Below are 25,204 nucleotides of genomic sequence, written 5' to 3' on the forward strand. Positions count from 1 at the left end.
AAGCGAAAATACGAAATCAGGGATAGTCCAGATTTGTGATTAAGTGAAGCGATAGCGATCCTAAATGAGTTGTAATTAATTTGTAGTGCAGGCATCTTGCCTGCAAGGACTAGAAGCCTATACTACGTTTATCAACAATTAAGGAGCGCTATAGTAGCGAGCGATTCTGCACGACGCTAAAGGAAGACATCTTCCCCAGCACCTAAAGTAAACACAGACAAAGTAAAGGTGGGCTGCGATCAGTAAGAACCAAGCCAAAGTCTCACATCACAATTGGCTGACAAAATTTTTCGCCAATTTATTCAGTTGCGTTATATAAACTCTCCAAACAAGGCTTAAGCTATTAAAGAAAGTTACCAAAATGAAATATTCATGTTTCAAGTCATACTAGACATGGCACCTATTCGTAAAGTTCATGTAATTGCTGAATTACCCACCAAAGAGGAAGCGATGGACAAATATATCAAGCTCGTTGAGGCAAATCATGGATCGCCAATTACAAAAAATGGTAAGTATACGATTCGTAAAAAGCCTAATAATGGTTGAATACCTGATAGATAGTCAGTATATTAATCTGATTATCTGAGACCTCCAAACTCTTGACTGGGATGCATGTATCTGAATGCTATCGACTACTCGGCGTACCACGTAATGCAACGATGGACGATATTAAGATGGCTTATCGCCGTCTAGCGCGTAAGTATCACCCCGATATCAATCAAAACGATCCTGCGGCTGCGGATAAATTTCGGCGCGTGCAAGAGGCATACCAAGTTTTAAAAGAGGTCGATGCTGGCATTCGACCCAAGCAAGACGTAGCTCCGCCTGCGGCAACAAAAGCCCAAAGACCGCCTACACCTACCCCATCACCAACGCCTCAAAAGCCGCCTCAAAAAGCCCCACAACCTTCTACCGATCGCTTCAACAAAGTCAAGGTTGAAGTCCGTGATGTGCGCACAAGCCAAGATCCTCTGAGTACAGATCCAGAGCTAAAACTCAAGCTCGATATGCTGCGGCGCGTCCAAGAGTTGCTCAAGCAAAAAAAATATGTCGTAGCGATCGCCGTGGTCGAAGGAATGCGAGAACGCTATCCTAAATCACCCGAAGTTTTGCATTGGCAAGCAGTTACCTATTACCGCTGGGGTAGCGAACTCATGATTACGGGTAAACTGCGCGAGGCAGAAATTTACCTGAATAAAGCCCTAAATACCGATCCTAAAAATCGTGAATTGTGCTTTGAGGTAAAACGAGATTTAGAAAGATTAAAACAAAAACCTCTGGGTTGATCGAGATAAAGTGAATGACAGCAGATATCCCAGAGCAACTTCTAACCCTAAAAACAGAGCGCCTAACGCTTAGAAAAATGACCTTAGGCGATGCAGAGGATATTTTCGCTTATGCCCAAGATCCTGATGTCAGCAGATATGTGACTTGGTCTACCCATGAATCGATCGCAGACACAGAAAAATTTCTTTGTTTCGTTTTACAGAGCTACACAACTGCAACAGGAATGGATTGGGGAATCGTTCATGACCAAGATCGGAAATTAATTGGAACCTGTGGACTATTTAACTGGAATCATAATCATACCCGTGCTGAACTAGGTTACGCTTTATCTAAACAATATTGGAACCAAGGATACATGACAGAAGCTGTTAAAGCCGTCATTTCTTTTGGCTTTCATGTGATGATGCTCAACCGCATTGAGGCAATTTGTAAGATAGAGAATATCGCCTCGGCACAGGTTTTGCAAAAAGTGGGAATGGAATTGGAAGGAACTTTGCGTCAGTATGTATTCTATAAAGGCAACTATTGGGATATCAAAATCTATTCTATTCTCAATCCCAGTAAGGATTGCTTGTTCAGCAGGGCTTTTGCACCTTGATTTTGGCAGGGATACTGATTATACAGCGTCTTCTAAAATTAAAGCCCCCTGATTCCCAAATTGAGAATGAGAGGGCTAATTAATCAAACAGTCTAGGCTAAGAACTATGCTCCGACGGATTCCTTCGCAGCATAAAACACTTCGAGGGTAATTTCGCTGATATTGCGATCGCGGGCAAACTTCTCAGCATTTCGCTTGACCTTACCGCGCACAAACCCAGGAATCTGTTGCAGTGTGGCTTTGGCTTCCTTGCTCCAGTTCATATCCGAGTCAGCAGAGATGCCCTTGGTGATTACTTCTTTAGTGTCATGACCGCCAAAAATTTCGAGCAGGTGATCTTCCATGCCCAAGGTAAAGGAGTTATAGACCAAATCGCAAATTTGATTTGTGCCTTCATAACCCAAGAAAGGCTTGTAACCAATCGGGAAGTTTTGAATGTGAACGGGAGCGGCAATCACGCCGCAGGGAATATCCAAGCGTTTGCCAACATGGCGTTCCATTTGGGTTCCAAAAATTGCTGAAGGCTCGACCCGCGCGATCGCATCGCCAATCAAGCCATGATCTTCGGTAATAATTACTTCATCGCAATATTCGCTGACTTCATCGCGAAACCAATCGGCATCATTCTTACAGTAAGTGCCAGCCCAAACCACTTTGATGCCCATCTCTTTGGCAAGAATCTTGGTCATGGCAGCGGCATGGGTACTGTCACCAAACACAACCGCTTTCTTGCCTGTGAGGTTTTGGCAGTCGATCGAGCGCGAGAACCAAGCTGCCTCTGAAACATAGAGGGTTTGCTGATTGATATATTCTTCGTAATTTACATTTGCACCCTGAGCATTGAGCGCTTTTTGAATCTTGCGAATACAACGGGCTGTCTCTACGACACCCATAGGCGTAATGTCAACATAGGGAGTCCCAAACTCAGCTTCCAGATATTGAGCTGCGAGAATTCCCTGTTCGCGATAGGGAACCAAGTTAAACCAAGCTTTGGGTAAATTCTTAAGTTCGTGTACCGAAGCCCCATCAGGAATGACTTGATTGACTTCAATCCCTAGATCTGCCATCAAGCGCTTCAGTTCCGTACAATCGTGATGATTGTGGAAGCCCAAGGTGGAAATTCCAATAATATTTACTGAGGGCTTTGCGGTTTTGCCTTCTGGCAGATCGCCTTTCTTGCGAGCTTTCTCAATGTAAAATTTGACAATTTGCTCTAGGGTGCGATCGGCAGCTTGCAATTCATTGACGCGATAATGATTGACATCGGCAAGCATGACATCCCCTTTAGAACTCATCTGAGCCTGCTCGACAAAATTATTGAGGTCTTCTTGCAAAATACTCGACGTGCAGGTGGGGGTTAAAACGATCAGGTCGGGGGTTTCTTCTCGATCTTTGCGGGTAATATTATCAATTACTTTTTCGCCTGACCCACGGGCAAGTACGTGGCGATCGACCACGCTGGTGGTTACAGGGGTAAAATTACGCTCTCTTTCTAGCATGGAGCGCATGACATTAAAATAGTCATCTCCCAGAGGGGCGTGCATGATGGCATGAACGTTCTTAAACGAACTGGCGACGCGCAGTGTACCGATGTGGGCTGGTCCTGCATACATCCAATAAGCCAATTTCATATTTATCTACTCTTGTTAATCGCTAGATTCTTTAAGTTTTAAGCCTAATTGGCATTTGAGCTTATATATAGGCGTGCGTAATCATTCTTTACGGTTACCTCAAAATTTATGATGAATTGTGAATCGCAAACTTAGTCAGTAATATGTAAAGGTCACTTAATATTTAAACCGCTTGTCTAACTCGATGCCAAAATATTTAATTCAAAAGGCTGCGTTACCTGTTGTGGCGTTGCTAATGCTTGTAAGCGCTTGTCAACCTACGACGACCCCAGTAGCATCGCCTACAGCAACTACAACGCCTGTTGCTTCGGCTTCACCCTCTGCTTCCCCTAGTGCTTCACCCTCTGCTTCCCCTAGTGCTTCGGCTTCACCCTCTACTACATCAGGAACCTTTACTGCTCAATCTCTTGCAGGTGAATATACCTTGGTTGTAAGTGACAACTCAAAGGCAGAAATGGAGAAAGCAGGTATTAAAAAGTTTGAGGGCAAGATGACGCTCAAAGCGGACGGAACTTTTGAAGGGCAACTGATGATTTCTGGCACACCTCCTGTCGATCCCAAGGATCCCACGTCAGCTACACCTCCTGCGCCTAAGAGCAGCGAACTCAAAGCTACTGGAGAGTTTAAAGTAGAAGGCAATATGGCACTTTTAACCACCAAATCAGCAATGGCAGATGGCAAAGAAGAAAAGGCGTCTCCTAATGTAGACAAATACACGATTTCTGCTGACGGGAAGGAGTTAAAGCCTGAAGCGCAAACAGGAATTTCTTTTGTCAAGAAATAGTCAAGATGCCTTGACTCTGAGTCTTTAGTAGCATTGCGATCGCTTTCTAAACCTTAAGTTGCCTCGTTGATGCTTACCAGCCCGCTATCCCTTTAACCATGAATTCCCTAGAAAATATTTGGATTTTTTTGAGAATCATAAAGGGATAGCTTGGCTTAAATACTAAACTTCATATTACATAACATGACGATCCCCTTTGTAGCTTTAGTGCTTTCCTTTTCTGCTACGCCTCCTTCGATCCCCACAATTTCTGAGACGGTGGTAAGCACGCTAACCTCAGTCAATATTCAATCATTTGTCAAATCTACCGAGAAATTTACAGCTCAATCTCTAGCGGGCGAATATACCCTTGTTGTCACGGATGCAGTAAAAAGAGAGGCGGAAACATCTGGCATCAAAGAGTTTAAGGGTAAGTTATTACTAAACGCTGACAACTCTTTTGAATTTCACCTAATTACTTCTCGCACCGATCTAGATACTCAAGAGCCTAAACTTGAGAAAAACGAAGTTAAAATCAAAGGTGATTTCAAATTGCAAGGAAATGTGGTGCTTTTAACCTCCAAATCAGAGGTAGTTAATGGCAAAGAGCAAAAATCATCTCCTACCACAGTTAAATGCTCGATTTCTCCAAAGGGGACGGAGTTCAAAGTAGATGCTCAACCAGGATTTTCTTTTATCAGAAAAGCTCTTAAATAAAATAAGGGTAGCCTTGCTAACAACCCTAAACTTCACACCTTTACAATCATGATCCCAGTTGTATCTTTACTTCTAGCTTTCTCAGTTGCGCCATCCACGATCGCATCTGTTACAACTTCGGCGGTTAGCATGCCAAAGGCAATTGTTTCAACTTGGGCAAGCAATATTGAAACACTGGATAGAGTATCTGATAAGTTTACGGCGCGATCGCTGGCAGGTGAGTATACCCTAGCGACAACCTATGGTGAAAGAAGGCAAATAGAAGGCGGACTGATAAACACCAAGGCTTTTAAGGGCATTATCGTTTTAAATGCCGATCGCACATTTATGGCTGAAGTTACACTTTATAGTCAATCTCCAAGCCAGCAAGAGTCAATAACTCAGCTCAAAGCTACGGGAAACTTTAACGTCGATGGAAACAGGTTGCAACTGACCCCAAGCACAGGTTTGGCTGTTCGTGATGGTAAAGAAGAAAAAATAACCTCAGAAATTAGCGAGTTTATCGTTTCTCCGAACGGACAAGTTTTGCAGCAAATTGGCAAATCTGGGATTTTCTTGGTAAAAAAATAGAGAATAAGGACATCTCGTTACGATCTCAAGTCTGGTTTTAGGATTCTTTAAAATTTCCACGAAATCCCTGTGGGCTTATCGGACTATAATAGGCAAGGCAAATTATATGTTTTACGGCTGAGCCATGACCAACACTGTGAAAGTATCAAAGGTAGAGATACTAAAACAAAAGAGTAATTTCTTGCGGGGACCCATTGACGCAGAACTGACTGACGGCAATAGTTTCTTCAGTCAAGATGGAACCCAGATTCTTAAGTTTCATGGTTCATATCAGCAAAAAGAACGCGATCTCGACCGAGCCAAAGCCAAAGGTGAAGACCCAAACTACAGCATGATGTTGCGGACGCGCAGTCCTGGCGGCTTTATTCCTTGGCAACTCTATATTACCCTCGATCGGCTTTCCGAAAAGTACGGCAACCAAACATTACGGGCAACGACCCGTCAAGGTTTTCAAATTCACGGCATTCTCAAACAGAACCTCAAAACCGTGATTGCTGACATTGTGCGTAGCATGGGCTCGACTGTGGGCGCTTGTGGCGATATTAATCGTAATGTCATGGCTCCACCTGCACCATTTAAGCACAAGCCCGAATATGCCTATGCCCGTGAATATGCGGTCAAACTTGCCGATCTACTTGCACCCCAAGCGGGAGCCTATTATGACGTTTGGCTAGACGGTGAAAAAGTCCTTACCGCTGAAGATCCAGAGGTGACAGAAGCACGCAACCGTGCAGGTAAGGGTAAAGTCAACACCAACATTGAAAACAATCCCGAACCGATCTACGGCACGCAGTATATGCCGCGCAAATTTAAAATTGCGATCGCGGTGCCAGGAGATAATTCTGTCGATCTATTTACGAACGATCTATCCCTAGTTGTGATTACCAACGAGCAACAGGAGCTAGAAGGGTTTAATCTCTACGTCGGTGGCGGATTGGGTCGCAGTCATAACAACGATGCCACCATTGTGCGGTTGGCTGACTGCATTGGCTTTGTGCCCCTTGCCGAAATCTATGATGCCGTAAAAGCTGTAGTAGCTCTAGAAAGAGACTATGGCGATCGCCACAACCGTCGTCATGCCCGTATTAAATATTTACTAAATGATTGGGGTGTAGAAAAATTTACCCAAATTTTGCAAGACTACTACCCTACGCCTTTACAACCTGCCAAGCCTCTGCCTGAGTTTGAATACAAAGACTATCTAGGTTGGCACGAACAGGGAGATGGTAAGTACTTTGTCGGTATTTCCATTGAGAATGGTCGCATTTTAGATCGAGAAGGCTTAAAACTAAAAACTGCTCTGCGAGAAATTACCGAGCATTTCCACTTGCCGATGTATCTCACCCCCAATCACAACCTGCTGCTGTGCGAGGTCGAGCCAACCATCAAAGAAAAAATCCAAACCATTCTCGATCAATACGGAATTCTCTCTCTCGAAGCGATCGATCCGCTCACCCGTTACTCGATGGCTTGTCCCGCTTTCCCCACCTGTGGTTTGGCGATTACAGAGTCCGAGCGAATTTTACCTAGCGTAATCGAACGCATTCGCACTTTGCTAGAGAAATTAGACTTAGGCGATCAGAAATTCGTGACCCGCATGACAGGTTGCCCGAACGGTTGCGCTCGTCCTTATATGGCAGAGTTGGGTTTAGTGGGTAGCGCTGACAAGGAATATCAAGTTTGGCTAGGTGGAAGTTTTAATTCGACCCGTCTGGCTCAGCCCTATGTACAGCGTATGCATATTGATAAGTTAGAAGCAGGGTTGGAACCTTTATTTGTCTACTTTAAGCGCGATCGCCTAGAAGGTGAGGGCTTTGGTGATTTTTGCGATCGCAAGGGCAACCCCGATCTGCTAGCTTTTTCTGCCGATTATGTGCCCGAAATCCTTGACTCTAGTGAAAAGCCTAAATCAAAACCGATGAAACCTAAAGATCAACGCCATCGTGTCAATCTCTCGACCAATATCTACGAACAGTTACAACAAGCATCTGCAACCAAAGGTAAGTCGATGAAGGAGATTGTAGAGGCAGCGATCGCACTGTACTTGCAGCAAGAATAGGGATTTATTTCCTGCGATCTTGCTTCCATCTTACAAATTGATGCCAGAGGAATTTGGGGCTGAAGTAACGCCGATAACGTTGTGCAGCCTCTTTTCCTGCTAAGAATATCCCTAGCCAAAAAAATATCTCTGCTAAAACTGCCAGAATGGGCACAAGTACTGCTTTTGTCGCGATCGGAATTGTTGTGAATGGCAAAGCTGCAATGCCTAACCAAGGGATAAAGGAAATCACAATCAGAAATAATGGCAGATATTTCGCGATCGCAGCGATCTTTTTTTTGCGTTGCACTAGAATTTACCTTTTGCAGAAATAATTTTCACGGTGAAACACCAACTATAACGAACCTCTGTGCAAAGCTACGTTAGCTAGAATAGAGCAATCATGATTCAGTCGCATAAGTCTATGGAATGGAGACAAATTGAGCAGAGTTGGGTAATCGCTCCCCCAGCACCTAAAGCAGTCATTCACTTTTTGGGTGGGGCTTTTTTTGCAGCGGCTCCTCATGTCAGCTACGGGCGCGTGCTCGAACAGTTGGCAAATACTGGTTATGCGATCGTTGCGACTCCCTTTGCCAATAATACGTTTGACCATCGTCAGATTGCGATCGACGTCCATCGTTCCTTTAGAAAAGTAAGGAGCAAATTGTTTCTCGATTACTTTCCCGTATTTGGCGTTGGACATAGTATGGGCTGTAAAATCCATTTATTGATTGATAGTTTGCTCAGCCCCAAAAGAGCGGGAAATATCTTTATTTCCTATAACAACTACAGCGCCAATCAATCGATTCCCTTTTTTAAACAACTGACTGGCACCATACCAGAAATCTCTGGCATGGAGTTTGAACCTTCGCCCGAAGCAACCAAGCAATTGGTCGATCGCAACTATAAAACCGAGCGGAACCTATTAGTTCGATTTTTTGATGACGATATCGATGAAATCCTCGCTTTAGCACAGCAATTAGAACAAAAGTTCCCAACCACAGTCAAGGTGCAAACCTTACCAGGCAACCATCTCACATCTATGGGGGTAAATGTTAACTGGCAAACGGGTTCTAGTTTCACACCCCTTGATGCGATCGGGCAATGGCTAAAGCAAGAGGTACACAAAGATAATCACACCCTAGAACAGGTCATGATTCGCTGGCTATCAAATTGTCTAGAGCCGCTTCGCCTTAATTAAAATTTGCCTCAATTAAAACTAGGATTCCCATTAATGCCATTTAACGAACCCGAATATTCCAATCGATCCAAGGCTCTCTTGCCACCCCATTTCTCGACGATCGCATCATCATACTCATCGGCAATCTCTAAGACAGCTTTGACCGATGACTCTAGCTCTTTGCGATCGCAAGTAGAACCCACAATGGAATGCTCAAACACAATATCGCCATTGGGGTCAATCCCAAAACCACCAAAGATCATGCTGGCATTCTCATCCAATAAAAACCGCATCAGCTCGGGGTTAATCTCTGCGCCTGTCGCCACATAAGAACGGGTGTTAATCACGGCATCATCTTCATTCCAAGGGAAAACTAAGACTTCCACCAGTGCTGAACCCATAAAGATGCCTAACCCAGGTACATCCTGTCTGGCACAAGGGAACTTGCCAAAAATTTCTCGCATCCAAACCGCAATCTTTTCGTAGCAAGCTTCTTGAGCAGGTGTTTGAAATTGCATGGGTTTCTCCTTATTCCCTATGTTGATAGTTACTTACTTAAAATATTTAGGCTTAAAATACTTAGGACTTGAGCAATGGTTACGTCTTTGGGGACAGATAGCGAGAGGATTGAGTCAAGACTTTTCTTTTTACGCTTGAGGAGGAATATGTCTTTCTAAACAAGCTTCTAAGGTCTTGGCATCAAAGAGAATGGGGAGGAAATGAATACTTTTAACCTCTTTGAAGTAAAACAAAATGGGCAACCCCGACCAGAAAATTTGCCATGCTTGCCATTCTTGATAGGGAAACCGACGGATTTGGGTCTCAGACCGATAGATATCCAAATCAGTAGCTGTAAATACTAAACGCAGGGTTGCGGCTTGATACATTAAAAACAAGCCAAATAGGGAAAAAGCAACTGCTACCCAAATTTGTACGAACAATAAGGGTAGGGCAATCAGCACAAACGCAATGGGCAAACCAAAGCTGGGACTAAGTTGGGTGACTCGATCGGGTAAACCTGACAGTAAATCTGAAGTTGTATTTGCAGCAGTCATCGTATTGTTCCGAGGTATTGTTCTGACGTCCGATTCGGTGCGCGAACCTGAAATTCAGGCTGAGTGTATCTCTTGAGGCTTAATTTCACGACTCTAGATTTTGTCAAATCGAAGAAAGTGATACCATAACTGTATCATTGTGTTACTTACTGCGCATTTATGTGTTCTACGAACACTTTAAAGATAGCGAGGGTGCGGTAGCATAACGATGAGGCTTAATCCAATAGCCTTTTATAATTTAGTCAGTATATAGAGCGCAGGGAATCTTTATGAGCATATCAATAGGCGGAACTGGTGCGGCTCGTCAATTACAAGACTTAAGCACTGATTCAGCGACATGGCAAAACTTAAAACAAGTGATTGCTAGTAGCTCAGGGTTTGACAAGTGGCAGCGATCGCGTGGAACCTCTGTCGAATCAACCGAACGGAGCAACGACACCTACCTAGACGAATTGGTAACCAGTTATTTGCGAGAAACACTAGAAACGCTAGCCTACTAAAATTCGCCAAACTACGCTTTAATGTATTAAAAGCTACACTTAATTATTTTAGCGGATTTTGACGAATGAGCGAAATCTTAGATGGTTTCAAAGAGAGACTAAACTCAGATGACTTGGGTGTGAGGATGAAAGCACTGAGTGATAGTCGTAGTTTAGGCGTATCCGACCGCTTTGTCTTAGCAGCGATCGCTAGCGGCGATCGTAACGCTCGCGTGCGTTACGATGCGGTCAGCCAACTGTCTACGATTGGCAATCAAGACTTAGACAGATCGCTGGCGATTTTAAGAGATCGCCTTTTGACCGATCCCGAAAATGATGTACGGGCTGCTGCCGCAGATTCGATTGGCGCATTAAAGCTGACTGCTGCCTTTGACTCTTTAAAGCACGCTTACGAAACGACGAACGACTGGATGATGCAGTTCAGCGTAGTGGCAGCCTTGGGTGAACTTGGCGATCCCAATGGACTTGAGCTTTTAACGACTGCCTTGCAAAACCCTAACGATTTGGTCAAAATTGCGGCGATCGGTGCGCTAGGTGACTTAGGCGATCCAGCGGCGATCGACTTGCTCCTACCTTTTGTGGAAAATACAGACTGGCAGATGCGTCATCGTGTGGCTCAATCTTTGGGGCAATTGGGTGGCGATCGCGCTAAAACGGCACTAGAGAAACTAGCTCAGGATCCCGCCGAGCAAGTCGCAGATTCGGCAAAGCTAACCTTGGCTACGATGCAGTAAAGTTGTGTGGCAGCTTCAAAAAATGAAGATTGCCTTTTATAGGGGAATCGAACCTTTTGATTCCAACCAGTTGACTTGCTTTATTTCGGAATCTTTAACCCGAACGAGCGTTAAGAAACGCTGGGAAATGGGAAGTTGAGGATGCGATAAATTGACCAACCATCAACGGTCAGTAGCATTGTCGTAAACACCAACAAAATGATGTACATCCAAGGCTGAGCCAGAGGACGGATATCTGTGGTGTCAAGCCCCGTTTTAATTTCTACCAATTTGACCAGCTTGGAAAAACCGCCCACACGCATCGGTAACAGGTAGCTTTCGCCAGACTTACTCACAAAATAATAAACCAAGCCGCCTTGTCCCGTCGTGCGTGGCTTTAAGGCTTTTACCTTTGCCCAGGGCAACGACCAACCCTTACGAATAAAGGGGGGAACCCAAATCGGATAGCCGACACGAATACCCTCTTCGTCTAGATCGACGCGATCGCTGACGGCTGCATACACGACCAAAAATCCCAGCGCCAACCCCACGCCTAGCCACTCCACCGATATGGGCGCATGGGCTGCCTGTGCCAAGAAAGTTAGCGGCAAGGTCAAGGCGATGTACAACAGCAAAAGGGTAATCCGAATTAATGCAGAGATATGAAATCTTTTGGGGGTAAAGGCGATCGCAGATTCAGACGAAGCGGACTCTTTAGCAGTTGTAGGTTGTTGATTGGCAGACATAGTTACAAGTCTTTACGTTATCGTTTACTGTACGTTATGGATGGTTAATCTTGGCGAGTTTTGGCTTTTTCAGTTTTGGCAGATTAAACCCGCTTAATTTTAGGGGTAGGCGCGATCGCTAAAAATTCTCTAATTCACCATTAGCTAACGCCTCCAAATATAAACGGGGATAAAGCCCGATAAAAAATCCCATCCAAGCCAAAATTGGTAAGGCTACCAGCAGCGTTACCCAGATTATTTTAAACAAGAGCCAACTACCTAAAATAATGGCACAGCCAGTTAGAACAATTGACCAAGGTTGACACCACCAAGGCTTGTGACTCCACACACTTTCTACTTTTTCCATAATTCAATAATTTCTTCGATAAATTCCTCAGTTTCTCGTTCAAAGATCGATCTTTACATAAAGAACGTAAGAATGAGGATATAACGTTTTACATTGCTATCAGATCGCGATAATAACTTGGAACGCGTAGCACGAGTTATGCTAAAGCTAGTAGCGTAGTTTTATTAACAAGAACGAGAATTTGACTTGAAATCCATGAAATTCAATTCTGACCATGCCTTGACTGGTTCATCAGGAATTTTGACTTTATTCAAGGTCTCCCAAGTTGCCTTGCTCTCTCTGATCGCAACAACTTTAGCCATTATTCCTAGCGATCGCTTGAGCATAGGGAATGCCAAAGCTGAGACAACGCATGCAATTGCCAGTGGAATGCGAACCAATGCTATTCCTTCTTCTCCATCACCAGTGGCGCAAAGTTCTGAATCATGGAATGCTGGCGTGCGATTATTGCGGGTATTTGACGATAGTGGAAGGTTCTTGGGAATTGGAATTCAGCTAGATGTCTTAAATAAACCTGCTACCAAGTATGCCAACGTCGTCTATCAACTTTCCGTTGGACGAGAAGGGCGCTGGGTCGATCTCTACAGCAGTACAGGCGCGAGGTTATTACCGAGACAGGCAGGCGGTCTCACTCCCCCCGTTGAGATTATTTCCATTGACGAAATTGCCAGTCAATTGGGCACTTCGGTAAATGCTTTACCCGAACTTGAGCTTAGAGCCATAACTCTGATCAAATATGACACCAGAGACCTGAGAGAACAGGCGATCGCCCTCGAAGCCATTCAACCTTTTAGAGCGATCGCGCAAGCCAGTATGAGCCAAGTGTCTAATCGCCAAGTCGTAGAAGTGCGTCCGCAAACCTCGACTCAAATACCAGTCAAACCAACTAGACCCTTACCAACCACTGCACCTGTGGTTCCTTCTCGTCCGACTCCCGTTGTCAATCCGCCCAGTTCTTACCCTAACCCCAATGCGAATCCTGGAGATGCTGAGTTGGGAATCCCTAACGACATTTATCCCAACAGTAAAAACTGGCACAAGTGACACTTTCTTAAGAACCACTCAGTTTTTATTGAAGCTGTGGCGATCGGAGCAACAGTTACCACATATAGATTTCAGTTAAATAAATAACTAAAACCCGAAAAGTTATCTAACCAAGGTTGCATTTTCGTATCACTTTCATATAACCTTTGGTGATTGTAATTTTTAGGTATATCTCTTAAAAGTAGAAACATGAAATCTACTAGATAAATTTGAGGATATGTAGTTATGAAATCAAATAAGTTTGTATCTATGTCGCTTGGAACTGTTGCTGCATTGGCTTGTATTTCTGCACCTTTGACTGCAAGTGCCGCAACGCTAACATTTGACGATCTCCCCAACTCTTCGGGTGGTTCACCAATTCCAAATGGATATAATGGGTTTACTTGGAACAATTTTTATGAGGTAAATGGTTTATCAAATATTTATACCCCCCCTAACTCTACTGGTTATCAAGCAGGTGTAGTTTCACCAAACAACGTAATTTTTAACGGGTTTGCTAATCCAGCTTCGCTTTCAAGTGCAACACCTTTTACTTTCAACTCTGCTTACTTCACTGCAGCTTGGAATGACGGCTTGCAGATAGATGTAAAAGGCTTTTTAGGAAGCACTCAGTTGTTCGCAACAACGATCGCTCCCAGCGCAACGGCTCCCACCTTATTTACATTTGACTGGGCTGGTATTGATACTCTAAGCTTTGTTTCCTATGGAGGCACTCAACATCAGGGTTATATTGGTAATGGCACGCATTTTGCCCTTGACAACTTGACGTATAACGAAAAAACTAGAGCCGTTCCAGTTCCTGGTGTCGTGTTTGGGGTAGTTGCTGCAGGTGCATTGTTCAGTCGTCGCCTGCTTAAAGAGCGCTCTGCAAAGGCTGTTGCCTAAGTCAAATCGCAAAATTTTTCCATTCTCGACATCTCTATCTTATGCGATTGCGAAGTTTTGAAATTTATATAGCGCTCCTATTTGATACATGGGAAATTCTTTCTTCTGCATTGAGCGGTAAGGGCAATTCATGAATTGCCCCTACCGCTCAAATCATTGAGGACTGCTATATCTGTCGTTCAAACTTTAATTCCAGTACCCGTCACTTGTGGCGAGTATTTTCATTTATGGATAACTACCTTGCCTAGCAAGGCTTTTAAAAAAGCTAATCGCTAAATGCTAACCGCTATAATTCCTAAAATTGAAGTTGTTATAAAATATAGGTATAGGCTTGCCCCTTCACACACCAATTAAATCTATGAAATCTTTAATTTTAGGCATAACCAGCTTGGCGATCGCGAATATCTTCGCCATCCCAGCTTACGCAGATCTGTCTGTTGGTACGAGTTTCAACAGTGGTAACACTAGAGTGATCATTCAATATGGCACTCCTAATCAATATGGTTCATACGATCGACACTTGTACCATCATTCTCATCCCCGCAATCGTCAGTATCAGAATGTCGTACCGATCTATACTCAACCCAACTCTTCCTATCAAGTACCAAATCCTTATAACCTTCCTACCAGTTCCAATCCCTATAACCTTCCTACCAGTTCCAATCCCTATAATCTTCCAATCATAACAACGCCTGTATCTCCATTTCCTGGGCAGGTTTATATCTATAACAACAATCCTTACTCCTACCACAGGCACTATCGGTACTACTCACATTAGGTTTTTTTTGAGAGATTGGGCTTTCTCGATCTCGCACACTATGGAAACAAGCCAAACAATAAGCTGGCTCTAGTAAATTGCTAGAGCCAGCTTTAACGTTTAAATGCGCGATCCGCTAAGAGCCATTCTCAGGCAATTAGTAATCGAAGTCACCGCCGCCCATGCCGCCACCAGCAGGAGCAGACTCTTTTTCGGGCTTATCGACAACAATACATTCTGTGGTAAGAATCATGCCAGCGATCGATGCAGCATTTTGCAAGGCAGAGCGTGTCACCTTGGCAGGGTCAACAATGCCAGCCTCGAACATATCTTCAAACTGACTGGTCATGGCATTAAAGCCAGTGTTGAATTCTAGTTCTTTCACGCGCTCGGCAATTACTGCGCCATTGTGACCGGCATTTTCAGCAATCCGTTTGACAGGAGCCAAAAGTGCCTTCGAAACAATCAGCGCACCCGTGAGTTCTTCACCAGTCAAGTTGGCTTTTGCCCATGTTTCCAATTCTGGAGCCAAGTGAGCGTAGGTCGTACCACCACCTGGAACGATACCTTCTTCAACCGCAGCTTTGGTTGCATTGATTGCATCTTCCAAACGGAACTTGCGATCCTTCATTTCAGTTTCAGTTGCAGCACCGACTTTAATTACGGCTACACCACCCGATAGTTTTGCCAAGCGTTCTTGGAGCTTCTCCTTATCAAAAGAAGAATCGCTTTCTTCAATTTGACGGCGAATTTGTTCGCAACGAGATTTGACAGCGACTTCATTACCTTCGGCAACAATGGTGGTGCTGTCTTTGGTAACGGTGATCCGACGGGCCCGACCGAGTGAGTCAAGCTTGACTGTATCAAGGCGAAGTCCAGCATCTTCAGTAATCACTTGACCGCCAGTCAAGACGGCGAGATCTTCTAGCATGGCTTTGCGGCGATCGCCAAATCCAGGAGCCTTAATTGCACAGACGTTTAACACGCCGCGCAGACGGTTCACAACCAGGGTAGCAAGTGCTTCCTTTTCAATGTCTTCAGCAATGATCAAGAGCGGGCGACCAGCACGAGCAACTTGCTCTAAAACGGGTACGAGGTCTTGTACCATACCGATTTTCTTATCAGTAATCAAGATGGCAGGATCTTCAAGGGAAGCTTCCATGCGTTCGCTATCGGTAACAAAGTAAGGAGAGATATAGCCCTTATCAAAGCGCATCCCTTCAGTGATTTCTAGTTCAGTCGTCATCGACTTGCCTTCTTCGAGCGAGATCACGCCTTCTTTGCCGACTTTGTCCATGGCTTCGGCGATCATCTTGCCAACCTGCTCGTCGTTACCAGCAGAAATCGTACCTACTTGGGCGATCGCAGTAGAGGACTCTACAGGACGCGCGTGAGCGGCAATCTTTTCTACGAGGAAACTAGATGCCTTGTCAATACCGCGCTTGAGTGCGATCGAATTTGCACCAGCGGCAACGTTACGCATGCCTTCTTTGACAATCGCATGAGCCAAAACGGTTGCCGTGGTGGTTCCGTCGCCAGCAGCATCGTTTGTCTTAGAAGCGGCTTGACGAATTAGCGCCACACCTGTATTTTCAACGTGATCTTCTAATTCAATTTCCTTGGCAATGGTGACCCCATCATTGATGATTTGAGGCGAACCAAATTTCTTTTCTAGAACGACATTTCTGCCTTTAGGTCCAAGGGTGACAGCCACTGCCTCAGCCAAGATATCCATGCCTCGTTCTAGAGCGCGACGTGCATCTTCGTTATAAATGATTCTCTTTGCCATAGTTTTTGTTGGTTGTTAAGTTGTGAGTTATCCGTTGTCCGTTGTCCGTTATCTCAAGACTGTTAGCAGTTAGCTATTAACGGTTAGCTATTTTTTTTAGAGCTAAGCGCCGATCGCTGTTTTATTCCACGATCGCTAAGATATCTTTCTCAGCCAGCAATACATATTCATCGTTGCCGATCTTGATATCAGTACCTGCGTACTTTGAGTAGAGAACCTTATCGCCAACCTTGACATCAAGAGCCTGACGAACGCCTTTGTCGTCAAGTTTGCCAGGACCTACGGCGGAGATTTCTCCTACTTGAGGCTTTTCCTTTGCGGTATCAGGTAAAAAGATACCTCCTGCAGTTTTTTCTTCTTTCGCGCTGATTTTGATGAATACGCGATCGCCTAAAGGCTTTACAGTAGAAATATTTAAAGACGTTGCTGCCATAGTTATCAACCTAATTCGTTAACATTTACATAGCTCTGGGAACCCATGCAATGGCGATCGCTTGAAGATTAACGAGTTGGTAATATTCAAAGCAATCGATGCGGTAGAGGCTTAAGAGCTAAATTAGCACTCTTCACTGCTGAGTGCTAATTTAGCGGAAACTGAATTACATATACGAGTGTGGTTTACCGAACTAGCGCGATACTTGCCCCAAAAAAGCGGTAAATGTCAAAATCATTTTGACTATAATGAGGAACTAGGAGTTGGAAACACAATTTATGATGCCTATTGTTGCTGCCACTCAAGCCCCTGATAAAGCAAGTCAGACGGTTTTGTCCGTTGTTAAAAAGCCTTACCCTAACTATAAAGTCATCGTTCTTGACGATGACTTTAATACGTTTGAGCATGTAGCTAAAAGCTTGCTGAAATATATTCCTGCCATGACTGAGACACTGGCGTGGGAACTAACCAATCAGGTGCATTTCGAAGGATTGGCGATCGTTTGGGTCGGGCCACAAGAACAAGCCGAACTTTATCACGCGCAATTAAAACAGTCCGATCTGACTATGGCTCCACTTGAGCCAGCTTGATTGGCGATCGGCAAACACCTAAGCTTCTGCTGTCTTTTCCCAAGATCTACAACCCTCACAAGGACCAAGGGGATTGACGGCACAACGCATAATTTCCGAACGTGCGTTAAACCGACAGGTGGCATCACCAACCACCCAGCGGCCATCTACTAAGCTATTTTCTGAGGGTTTCTGACTGGGTTGGACGTATAAGACAATGTTAAATAATGCGTAGCGACCATTTCTAAACTGATAGCGGTGGCGGCGCTCTAAAACTGTGTAAGGCTTGCCCTCCAGTTCTAAATAATTTCCGGGTTGGGGCATCCAGTCTAGGTAGATCTTGCCCAAGTAGCGATCGGGATAAATCACCCGAACCTCTGTAGGCAAAGCAGATATTTGCATAGTACAGACTTTAAATATTAAATGATGTAAATCTGGATGAGTTCGGGCTCATAAAAATCCCCTTGTGAATGACAAGGATTGAAGCTAGTTTCACTTCACTACTTGTTGGACTAAGTGCGTTGTAGCAAGAATTACGGTTTACGATGTAGCATATAATTGTAACAATACTTAAACCTAAGAAAGCTAAGCAAATTACTTAGAGAGGAGCAGAATAATGGCGTTTGAACTTCCTGCATTGCCCTATGACATGAATGCGCTTGAGTCATCAGGCATGTCAGCTAAGACATTAGAGTTTCACTATGGCAAGCATCATAAAGCCTATGTAGATAACCTCAATAAACTCGTACAAGACACTGATTTGGCTGGCAAATCTTTAGAAGAGGTCATTACAACTAGCTTTAAAGAAGGCAAGGCTGGCATCTTTAACAATGCTGCGCAGGTTTGGAATCATACCTTTTACTGGAATGGCATCAAGCCCAATGGTGGTGGTACACCTACAGGTGAGCTTGCTGCGCTGATCGATACAAGTTTTGGCAGCTTTGATAAATTCAAAGAAGATTTCAAAAATGCTGGTGCTACCCAATTCGGCAGTGGCTGGGCTTGGTTGGTAAAAGAAGGTGGCACGTTGAAAGTCACTAAAACTCCTAACGCTGAGAACCCTTTAGTTCATGCGGGACAAGTTCCTCTCTTGACTATGGACGTTTGGGAACATGCCTATTATCTAGACTTCCAAAATAGCCGCCCCAACTTTATGCAAAACTTTGTGGATCATCTGATTAATTGGGATGTTGTTGCCCAAAATCTAGCTGCTGCCTAAGTTTGATATCATTACGCTTTAATAACAAAAAAGGGTGAACGAGTTCACCCTTTTTTGTTTGTTCGTAATTCGGCAATCAAACCTAAATTGATGAGAAGATCACCAATCCTAAGACACCAATGAAAATCACAAGGGCATAAAACTGCGCTTTGCCATTTTCAAAGTACTTCAGTCCTTCACCCGTAATTACCGTGACAAAGCCAGCGAGGTTGACAGCACCATCGACAATTTTAGAGTCTACTTCTAAAACCTGACGTGCCAAGCGACGAGAGCCACTCACAAACAAGAATTCATAGAGTTCGTCAATGTACCATTTGTTTTTGGAAAACAGGTAAAGGGGTTGGATCGATTTAGCGATCGCATCGGCAGATATTTTCTTTTGCAAGTACATCAGGATTGCTAACGAAATTCCAATCAAGCCAATTCCCACCGAGCTACCTGCCATGATCAAAAACTCAGGGGTTAAGCCTTCGACGGGCAAAGACTCGACAACTTCTTTCGGCGCATGAATGAATTGCTCAAAATAATTGCCAAAAGGCGTCCCGACCAAGCCAACTAACATCGATGGAATTGCCAAAGCCATTAAGGGGAAGGTCATCGATAGGGGTGACTCGTGGGGCTTGCTGGCATGATGGTGAGTACCATGACTACCAGAATCATGAGAATCATGACCTGCTTGCTCTGTCGTCTTAGCATTGAGCGCTTTGACCTCTGCCAATAGCTTTTTGTCCGTACCTTTAAACTCACCCTCAAAGGTATTAAAGTACATACGGAACATATAAAAAGCCGTAAGCCCTGCTGTCAAAAAGCCAATCAACCATAGCGCAGGATTTGCTCTAAAAGTCGAGGCAAGAATTTCATCCTTTGACCAGAAACCTGCAAACGGGGGAATACCGCTAATTGCCAAAGTACCGATAAAGAATGTGATCGCAGTAATCGGCATGTACTTGCGTAACCCACCCATCACACGCATATCTTGAGCCAAATCGGGATCGTGTCCCACCACTGCTTCCATACCGTGAATCACAGAGCCAGAGCCCAGAAACATCATGGCTTTAAAATAGGCATGGGTCATCAGGTGAAATAAGCCAGCACCATAGGCTCCAACGCCCATACCCATCACCATGTATCCCAACTGAGAAACGGTGGAGTATGCCAAACCTTTTTTGATGTCGTTTTGCGTAACTGCAATACTTGCCCCCAGAAATGCCGTGAAAGCGCCTGTCCAAGCAATGATATTCATCACAGCGGGCAGATCTTCAAACACGGGGAACATGCGAGCGATCAAAAATACACCTGCAGCGACCATCGTGGCAGCATGGATCAGGGCTGAGATCGGGGTTGGACCTTCCATAGCATCAGGTAGCCAGACATGTAAGGGAAACTGGGCTGATTTCGCCGCAGGCCCCATAAATACAAGCACAGCGAATAAGGTAGCAAGAAAGACACTGATAGAACCAGATTCAACCAGTTCCGTCAGCCTTACACCCATTTCATTAAACTCAAACGTACCTGTTGCCCAGTAAAGACCTAACATACCGAGTAGCAACCCAAAATCACCTACACGGTTGGTTACAAAGGCTTTTTGACAGGCATCCGCTGCCCCTTTACGGTCAAACCAAAAGCCAACTAGGAGGTAAGAACACATTCCCACCAATTCCCAGAAGACGTAGACCTGTACTAAATTAGGACTGACCACCAGCCCTAACATCGAAGAACTAAACAAGCTCAAATAGGCATAAAACCTTACATAGCTTGGGTCATGTGCCATGTAACCATCTGTATAAATCTGCACTAAGAAGGCAACAGTGGTTACAATCACCAGCATCAAAGCGGTAAGGTGATCGATGACAAAGCCCATGTTGAGGTGAAAACTTCCCGCTTGTGCCCACTCAAATGTTGCGAGATAGGTTTCATGTCCTTGAATCTGGCTCCAAAGGAGATTGAAGGAAAGAAACATGGCTGCCCCAGTAGCAGAGACACTAAGAACAGCACAAGCTTGTCGTAGTTTATTGGTGGCTTTGTTAAATGTAATTAGCCCTAGCCCAATAATTAGAGCCGCTAAAAGCGGTAGCACTGGAACCATCCAGGCATATTGATATGCTAAGTCCATATTTTGGAGGGTTTAAGCTCTTGAGTATTTGTAGATTCGCTCCACAGGTTAGTTTACTATAGCGATCGCAAGAGCTACTGTAATCTGTGAGCATTACTACCTAAGATCGACAAGATTTAAGATTTCGATCTGGTTTCAGTACGTAGAAATCAACCGATTTTTTTCTTAATAAAATCGACAAGTTGTTGCATTTGCTTGTGTTGATTGACAACCTGTTGCTCCAGCATTTTAACGCGCTTGTCTAACGCTTCAATTTGCTTGAGTAGTTCTGGACTGGCTTCTGAGATCGTAGATTGTGTTTGATGGGAAGGAACAACGGCTACAGAAGTATCTGGTGGACGTTTTTGTCCGAGAGCCATCGCTTTTTTGATTGCCGCGATCAATGATTTTTGCTCAAACGGCTTCTCAATGAAAACAAGGTACTTGTCTTCAAAGGGTTCAGGAATTTTACTAGTCCATTCCTGTTTGCGACCCGACATCAGTAATAGGGGGATTCGCTTTAACTCGCGGTTTTGTTGCAAGTTTTCATAAACTTCAAACCCATTCATTCGGGGTAGCAAAAAGTCCAGCATGATCATCCAAGGCTTTTCTTTTTGGATCATTTCTAGCCCCTTGACGCCATCAGCTGCTTCCAGTACTTCAAAATTGGCTGGCGGTAACATGTCCCGCAGCATGTTGCGAATTACTTTACTATCATCGATGACTAATATTTTGTGCGCTGCCACTGCTGATAACCCCTCAGTTGGTTCAATTGGTTCAATGCTTTACAAAGGCTAGGATGGTTACTGTTTGTAAGAGTTACTTCAAACTGTATATAAAATTTTTAAGTGACGATTCTACACTTGTATTCGACGATTTCAAAGTTTTCGGTTTATTTTATTTGTTTTTTACTCTTAGCGACCGTCTGATTTTGCCAACAAATCTAGCGCAGAATTTGTAGATTGTCATCCAGAGGAACTCACCCAAATTTCTGAATAATCCCAAGTTTCTAAATAATCCTGAAATTATGAACGTATCTAGAGCGACGACTGAAGCCCTGCGTCTACCAGATTGGTTACGCCCAAAACTTGGTAAAGCAAGTGAGATTTCTACAGTACAACAAATTATCAAACAAAGGGGTATTCATACCATTTGCGAAGAAGGTCGTTGTCCAAATCGGGCTGAGTGCTATGCCCAGAAAACGGCAACTTTTTTGCTAATGGGGCCAACCTGTACCCGCAGTTGTGCTTTCTGTCAGGTCGATAAAGGGCATCAACCTATGGCTCTCGACCCTGAGGAACCTCAAAAAGTTGCAGAAGCTGTCGATCTATTGGGACTTGATTATGTTGTGCTGACCTCAGTGGCAAGAGACGATCTCAACGATCAAGGGGCAGGACACTTTGTAAAGACGATCGCTGCAATTCGTCAAACCAGACCTCAGACCAAAATTGAGGTGTTGACCCCAGATTTTCGGGGAGACCGCACCTGCATTAGTACAGTCGTCTTGGCATCTCCTGTTTGCTATAACCACAACATTGAAACCGTGAGAAGGCTACAAGGGGTGGTAAGGCGGGGGGCAAAGTACGAGCGATCGCTATCAGTATTAGAGTTCGTTAAGCAGCTAGATCCTAAAATTACAACAAAATCAGGATTAATGGTTGGGCATGGTGAAACGGAGCCTGAGATTGTAGAAACCCTGCAAGATCTCTATGCGATTAGCTGCACATCTCTCACGATTGGGCAGTACCTCAGACCCTCTTTAGACCATCTACCTGTAAAGAAATACTGGACTCCCTCTGAGTTCGATCGCTTGGGTGAAATCGCAAAACAGATCGGGTTTAGTCATGTGCGATCGGGCGCACTCGTGCGAAGTTCTTATCATGCTAGTGAGGCAATTTGAATTATTATGAGTAGACGCAAAAAAATAGCGAGGCTGGCAACGTCAGTAAATCCACCCCCGCTAGCTCTTGTTCAATGAAACAATTGAGACGCAACTATAAATTGACATGAATAGTTCTAGATCACATCAGCAATTTAGCTTGTTTGTCAGGTTTTGATTGCAGATTCGATGGATAAAAGGATGTAATGGATGAAGTGGATCTCTTAGGGAAAATATACCGTCAACGCTGGCTGAGCAGAGTCGAAGCCAACATTGACTGACTGAATTACTGAGTGCAATTGCAAAATCCACTGGATTTATTGCGGTTTTGATAGTTTTTGACCTAGAGAATCCCAAGTTACGCACCAGACAAAGTGCGGGAGAGCCAGCATTCTGCGCCAACGCCAGGGTTCTTTATAGAGACGATAAACCCACTCTAGATTGTTATCTCGTAACCAATGGGGAGCGCGAGTTTTTAACCCTGCCCAAATATCAAAACTGCCGCCTACGCCAATCCAAACAGATTGGGGGCAGAGATGGCGATGCTGTTTAATCCATAGCTCCTGTCTGGGTACGCCCAAGCCGACCAAAATTAGATGGGGTTGGGATGCTTGGAGTTGGTCGCAGAGAGATTGTTCGCCACTCGTGTCAAAGTAGCCGTGATGGGTTCCCGCGATCGCTAAATCTTCAAACTTTTGCTGCCATTTTTGTGCGACGGTCTCAGTCACCCCCTCAGCCCCACCGATTAAAAAGACTTGCCATTGATTTTGGGCTGAGGACTGCACGATGCTTTCTGCTAACTCGATCCCAGGACAGCGATCGACCGATTGCCCCTGCGATCGCAAAAACAACACCACCCCCGCCCCATCAGGCACCACCAACTCTGCTTGCCCCACCACATCTGCCAATTCCCTATTCTGCCGCGATTGCATTGCCATCTCAGCATTGAGGGTAACGACATGGGTTCCCTGCTGTTGCTGCAAGCGCTGCTCTAGCCAGTTTAAATAATTGTTATGAATATGTACGGGCAAATTTAAGACAGAAAATTGCTGCACGAACCTCACCTAGATTGAATCTTGAAAGAACTTAACCATCAAAAATACAATACCCTTGCATTAATGCCGCGCGATCGCAAAAAGAATGTTAAGGATTCTGCACTATCGCGGTTAGGGTAACCCCCTGCATAAATATAACTGCCACGATCGGATTTAGCGATAAAGGCTGTGGGAATAATTTGCCGCACTCTCATGAGTTCGTCTGCCCCTCCTGAACTTAAGGGTATCGCCGTAACGTAGCGATTTTGACCGTTACTAAATCCACCTGTTTCGGTACCTGTGAGTACGGTATTGCCGCCATAATTGCTTGCGGTTGTGTAGGTCGTCGAGCCAGTATAAGCTTGCTGAACGCAGGGAGCGATCGCATTAGAGGCGACGTACTGATATTGGGTTGGATAGGTATATGTATTCGCGACTTGTTGTTGCGTGCGATAAAGGGTTTGTTGGGCGGCCAGTCCCCGACTTTTTAGTTGCTTGGTGACCAAATCCGCCGAAGCTTGATCGAATGCCCCAGCAATAACTGAGCTTTGCCCATCTACCGAGCCCACAATTGGATTGGATACGACTTGACGAACGAGGTTGAGTGTGGTTTGATCGCTACCGTTTACATAGACAACTACATTGTCTGACTGTGCTGTAGCCGCAGCAATATTCAGACCTACGGTCGCACTAAAACTTCCCATACAGGTTAAACCAAGGGTCAAAGCCCTTTTAGCCCAGTTGAACATCCTTATAGCCCTCATAAGTATTTAAGATTTTATCGCAATTTTTATAGGGGAATAGATTTATCCCACGCGATCGCTACCTTTTGCGGTTGACATAGGTTCACAAACAAGCGTCAGCGATCGCTATAAGATTAGATATGGAGTCTTTTCCAGTTTTATTTATGTCTGACCAAACCACGTATTATTTTGTCTTAGCCAGTCGGAAATTCCTGTTGGAAGAAAACCCACTGCAAGAATCGTTAAAAGAACGCCAGAAAAACTATGCCGATCGCGAAAAAGAGATCGACTTTTGGTTGGTAGAATCGCCAGCATTTTTAGAAGCCCCTGAAATGGCAGCGTTCAAACAGCAATGTCCGCTACCTGCGGCAGCAGTGATTTCCACCGATATTCAAGTCATTCGCTGGCTAAAACTACGCCTTGAGTTTGTCGCCACAGGTGAGTTCGTTGCTCCAAGTGCTACAATTTCCGACCCGCTTGCATCGCTGGTAAAAGCTTAGTTAGATGGATTGAGTTTATTTCGGAGGCGGCAGTTTGAGCGAAGGGTACTATCATCACTCGATTTAGCCGCCATATCGTAATTCCTCATTCTCTAGTGGGGTTGTTATATTCATAG

General features: G+C 44.5%; 30 protein-coding genes. 17 read left to right on the forward strand and 13 right to left on the reverse strand.

What is annotated here, in order from left to right; all coding sequences use genetic code 11:
- Nucleotides 1-393 precede the first annotated feature (393 nt).
- The 3 genes from ACP2WE_RS03970 to ACP2WE_RS03980 all read left to right on the forward strand — a co-directional run bounded on the left by ACP2WE_RS03970 (nucleotide 394) and on the right by ACP2WE_RS03980 (nucleotide 1,885).
- Entirely contained in the window at nucleotides 394-546 is a 153-nt protein-coding gene (locus ACP2WE_RS03970) for a hypothetical protein (protein WP_425214303.1), read from the forward strand.
- Between the two features lie 113 nt (nucleotides 547-659).
- Nucleotides 660-1,286 carry a tetratricopeptide repeat protein gene (locus ACP2WE_RS03975; RefSeq protein WP_425214304.1) on the forward strand — a complete coding sequence of 209 codons (627 nt, stop codon included), beginning with the start codon at nucleotides 660-662 and terminating at the stop codon, nucleotides 1,284-1,286.
- 14 nt (nucleotides 1,287-1,300) lie between these two features.
- A complete protein-coding gene (locus tag ACP2WE_RS03980) occupies nucleotides 1,301-1,885 on the forward strand; it encodes a GNAT family N-acetyltransferase (protein ID WP_425214305.1) in 585 nt (194 codons plus the stop codon).
- A gap of 104 nt (nucleotides 1,886-1,989) precedes the next feature.
- On the opposite strand, the gene bchB is transcribed toward ACP2WE_RS03980, so the two are convergent.
- The gene (gene bchB, locus ACP2WE_RS03985; protein ID WP_425214306.1) at nucleotides 1,990-3,516 is read right to left on the reverse strand and encodes a ferredoxin:protochlorophyllide reductase (ATP-dependent) subunit B; all 1,527 of its coding nucleotides are present in this window, start codon (nucleotides 3,514-3,516) and stop codon (nucleotides 1,990-1,992) included.
- Nucleotides 3,517-3,700: 184 nt separating this feature from the next.
- Between bchB and ACP2WE_RS03990 the strand changes: the two genes are divergently transcribed.
- The 4 genes from ACP2WE_RS03990 (at nucleotide 3,701) to sir (ending at nucleotide 7,625) form a co-directional block, all read left to right on the forward strand.
- Nucleotides 3,701-4,300, forward strand: a complete 600-nt coding sequence (locus ACP2WE_RS03990) for a hypothetical protein (protein WP_425214307.1) — start codon at nucleotides 3,701-3,703, stop codon at nucleotides 4,298-4,300.
- Nucleotides 4,301-4,483: 183 nt separating this feature from the next.
- The gene (locus tag ACP2WE_RS03995) at nucleotides 4,484-4,996 is read left to right on the forward strand and encodes a hypothetical protein (RefSeq protein ID WP_425214308.1); all 513 of its coding nucleotides are present in this window, start codon (nucleotides 4,484-4,486) and stop codon (nucleotides 4,994-4,996) included.
- A gap of 129 nt (nucleotides 4,997-5,125) precedes the next feature.
- A complete protein-coding gene (locus tag ACP2WE_RS04000) occupies nucleotides 5,126-5,566 on the forward strand; it encodes a hypothetical protein (protein WP_425214309.1) in 441 nt (146 codons plus the stop codon).
- Nucleotides 5,567-5,690: 124 nt separating this feature from the next.
- The gene (gene sir, locus ACP2WE_RS04005; RefSeq protein WP_425214310.1) at nucleotides 5,691-7,625 is read left to right on the forward strand and encodes a sulfite reductase, ferredoxin dependent; all 1,935 of its coding nucleotides are present in this window, start codon (nucleotides 5,691-5,693) and stop codon (nucleotides 7,623-7,625) included.
- A 4-nt stretch (nucleotides 7,626-7,629) separates the two neighbouring features.
- On the opposite strand, the gene ACP2WE_RS04010 is transcribed toward sir, so the two are convergent.
- Nucleotides 7,630-7,914 carry a transporter suffix domain-containing protein gene (locus ACP2WE_RS04010; RefSeq protein WP_425214311.1) on the reverse strand — a complete coding sequence of 95 codons (285 nt, stop codon included), beginning with the start codon at nucleotides 7,912-7,914 and terminating at the stop codon, nucleotides 7,630-7,632.
- Between the two features lie 114 nt (nucleotides 7,915-8,028).
- Here ACP2WE_RS04010 and ACP2WE_RS04015 point away from each other — a divergent pair, with 114 nt between their 5' ends.
- Nucleotides 8,029-8,805: a DUF1350 family protein gene (locus tag ACP2WE_RS04015; RefSeq protein WP_425214312.1), complete on the forward strand. Its 777-nt coding sequence runs from the start codon at nucleotides 8,029-8,031 to the stop codon at nucleotides 8,803-8,805.
- Between the two features lie 8 nt (nucleotides 8,806-8,813).
- Here ACP2WE_RS04015 and ACP2WE_RS04020 read toward each other — a convergent pair whose 3' ends face one another.
- A complete protein-coding gene (locus ACP2WE_RS04020) occupies nucleotides 8,814-9,302 on the reverse strand; it encodes a T3SS (YopN, CesT) and YbjN peptide-binding chaperone 1 (RefSeq protein WP_425214313.1) in 489 nt (162 codons plus the stop codon).
- A 129-nt stretch (nucleotides 9,303-9,431) separates the two neighbouring features.
- Nucleotides 9,432-9,839, reverse strand: a complete 408-nt coding sequence (locus ACP2WE_RS04025) for a DUF3119 family protein (RefSeq protein ID WP_425214314.1) — start codon at nucleotides 9,837-9,839, stop codon at nucleotides 9,432-9,434.
- A gap of 269 nt (nucleotides 9,840-10,108) precedes the next feature.
- Here ACP2WE_RS04025 and ACP2WE_RS04030 point away from each other — a divergent pair, with 269 nt between their 5' ends.
- Nucleotides 10,109-10,339, forward strand: coding sequence for a hypothetical protein (locus ACP2WE_RS04030; protein ID WP_425214315.1), 231 nt, complete (start codon nucleotides 10,109-10,111; stop codon nucleotides 10,337-10,339).
- Nucleotides 10,340-10,404: 65 nt separating this feature from the next.
- Nucleotides 10,405-11,073 (forward strand): HEAT repeat domain-containing protein, encoded by a 669-nt coding sequence (locus tag ACP2WE_RS04035; RefSeq protein ID WP_425214316.1) that lies wholly within the window; start codon nucleotides 10,405-10,407, stop codon nucleotides 11,071-11,073.
- 110 nt (nucleotides 11,074-11,183) lie between these two features.
- Here ACP2WE_RS04035 and ACP2WE_RS04040 read toward each other — a convergent pair whose 3' ends face one another.
- A complete protein-coding gene (locus ACP2WE_RS04040) occupies nucleotides 11,184-11,798 on the reverse strand; it encodes a hypothetical protein (protein WP_425214317.1) in 615 nt (204 codons plus the stop codon).
- 118 nt (nucleotides 11,799-11,916) lie between these two features.
- The gene (locus tag ACP2WE_RS04045) at nucleotides 11,917-12,144 is read right to left on the reverse strand and encodes a DUF6737 family protein (RefSeq protein WP_425214318.1); all 228 of its coding nucleotides are present in this window, start codon (nucleotides 12,142-12,144) and stop codon (nucleotides 11,917-11,919) included.
- Nucleotides 12,145-12,339: 195 nt separating this feature from the next.
- Here ACP2WE_RS04045 and ACP2WE_RS04050 point away from each other — a divergent pair, with 195 nt between their 5' ends.
- The 3 genes from ACP2WE_RS04050 (at nucleotide 12,340) to ACP2WE_RS04060 (ending at nucleotide 14,851) form a co-directional block, all read left to right on the forward strand.
- Nucleotides 12,340-13,188 carry a hypothetical protein gene (locus ACP2WE_RS04050; RefSeq protein ID WP_425214319.1) on the forward strand — a complete coding sequence of 283 codons (849 nt, stop codon included), beginning with the start codon at nucleotides 12,340-12,342 and terminating at the stop codon, nucleotides 13,186-13,188.
- Nucleotides 13,189-13,413: 225 nt separating this feature from the next.
- Nucleotides 13,414-14,073 (forward strand): PEP-CTERM sorting domain-containing protein, encoded by a 660-nt coding sequence (locus ACP2WE_RS04055; protein WP_425214320.1) that lies wholly within the window; start codon nucleotides 13,414-13,416, stop codon nucleotides 14,071-14,073.
- 358 nt (nucleotides 14,074-14,431) lie between these two features.
- Nucleotides 14,432-14,851, forward strand: coding sequence for a hypothetical protein (locus ACP2WE_RS04060; protein ID WP_425214321.1), 420 nt, complete (start codon nucleotides 14,432-14,434; stop codon nucleotides 14,849-14,851).
- A 136-nt stretch (nucleotides 14,852-14,987) separates the two neighbouring features.
- Here ACP2WE_RS04060 and groL read toward each other — a convergent pair whose 3' ends face one another.
- Nucleotides 14,988-16,619: a chaperonin GroEL gene (gene groL, locus ACP2WE_RS04065; RefSeq protein WP_425214322.1), complete on the reverse strand. Its 1,632-nt coding sequence runs from the start codon at nucleotides 16,617-16,619 to the stop codon at nucleotides 14,988-14,990.
- A 121-nt stretch (nucleotides 16,620-16,740) separates the two neighbouring features.
- The gene (groES, locus tag ACP2WE_RS04070) at nucleotides 16,741-17,052 is read right to left on the reverse strand and encodes a co-chaperone GroES (RefSeq protein WP_425214323.1); all 312 of its coding nucleotides are present in this window, start codon (nucleotides 17,050-17,052) and stop codon (nucleotides 16,741-16,743) included.
- 281 nt (nucleotides 17,053-17,333) lie between these two features.
- Here groES and clpS point away from each other — a divergent pair, with 281 nt between their 5' ends.
- Nucleotides 17,334-17,642, forward strand: a complete 309-nt coding sequence (gene clpS / locus ACP2WE_RS04075; RefSeq protein WP_425214466.1) for an ATP-dependent Clp protease adapter ClpS — start codon at nucleotides 17,334-17,336, stop codon at nucleotides 17,640-17,642.
- Nucleotides 17,643-17,660: 18 nt separating this feature from the next.
- Here the strand turns inward: clpS and ACP2WE_RS04080 are convergent, their stop codons facing one another.
- Nucleotides 17,661-18,023: a DUF6464 family protein gene (locus ACP2WE_RS04080; protein ID WP_425214324.1), complete on the reverse strand. Its 363-nt coding sequence runs from the start codon at nucleotides 18,021-18,023 to the stop codon at nucleotides 17,661-17,663.
- A gap of 214 nt (nucleotides 18,024-18,237) precedes the next feature.
- Here ACP2WE_RS04080 and sodB point away from each other — a divergent pair, with 214 nt between their 5' ends.
- Nucleotides 18,238-18,840, forward strand: coding sequence for a superoxide dismutase [Fe] (sodB, locus tag ACP2WE_RS04085; protein WP_425214325.1), 603 nt, complete (start codon nucleotides 18,238-18,240; stop codon nucleotides 18,838-18,840).
- Nucleotides 18,841-18,922: 82 nt separating this feature from the next.
- Here sodB and ACP2WE_RS04090 read toward each other — a convergent pair whose 3' ends face one another.
- Together ACP2WE_RS04090 and ACP2WE_RS04095 are read right to left on the reverse strand one after the other, a co-directional pair.
- Nucleotides 18,923-20,953, reverse strand: a complete 2,031-nt coding sequence (locus ACP2WE_RS04090; RefSeq protein ID WP_425214326.1) for an NAD(P)H-quinone oxidoreductase subunit 5 — start codon at nucleotides 20,951-20,953, stop codon at nucleotides 18,923-18,925.
- Between the two features lie 149 nt (nucleotides 20,954-21,102).
- Entirely contained in the window at nucleotides 21,103-21,678 is a 576-nt protein-coding gene (locus ACP2WE_RS04095) for a response regulator (RefSeq protein ID WP_425214327.1), read from the reverse strand.
- Between the two features lie 281 nt (nucleotides 21,679-21,959).
- Between ACP2WE_RS04095 and lipA the strand changes: the two genes are divergently transcribed.
- Nucleotides 21,960-22,832 (forward strand): lipoyl synthase, encoded by an 873-nt coding sequence (gene lipA / locus ACP2WE_RS04100; protein WP_425214328.1) that lies wholly within the window; start codon nucleotides 21,960-21,962, stop codon nucleotides 22,830-22,832.
- 296 nt (nucleotides 22,833-23,128) lie between these two features.
- On the opposite strand, the gene ACP2WE_RS04105 is transcribed toward lipA, so the two are convergent.
- On the reverse strand, nucleotides 23,129-23,866 hold the full coding sequence (locus tag ACP2WE_RS04105) for a WecB/TagA/CpsF family glycosyltransferase (RefSeq protein ID WP_425214329.1): 738 nt from the start codon (nucleotides 23,864-23,866) through the stop codon (nucleotides 23,129-23,131).
- A gap of 38 nt (nucleotides 23,867-23,904) precedes the next feature.
- A complete protein-coding gene (locus ACP2WE_RS04110; protein WP_425214330.1) occupies nucleotides 23,905-24,549 on the reverse strand; it encodes a hypothetical protein in 645 nt (214 codons plus the stop codon).
- A 203-nt stretch (nucleotides 24,550-24,752) separates the two neighbouring features.
- Here ACP2WE_RS04110 and ACP2WE_RS04115 point away from each other — a divergent pair, with 203 nt between their 5' ends.
- A complete protein-coding gene (locus tag ACP2WE_RS04115; RefSeq protein WP_425214331.1) occupies nucleotides 24,753-25,088 on the forward strand; it encodes an MgPME-cyclase complex family protein in 336 nt (111 codons plus the stop codon).
- The last annotated feature ends 116 nt before the right edge of the window (nucleotides 25,089-25,204 follow it).

Source organism: Tumidithrix helvetica PCC 7403 (genome assembly GCF_965232925.1).
In the GTDB taxonomy this organism is placed as follows: Bacteria; Cyanobacteriota; Cyanobacteriia; order Pseudanabaenales; family Pseudanabaenaceae; genus Tumidithrix; species Tumidithrix helvetica.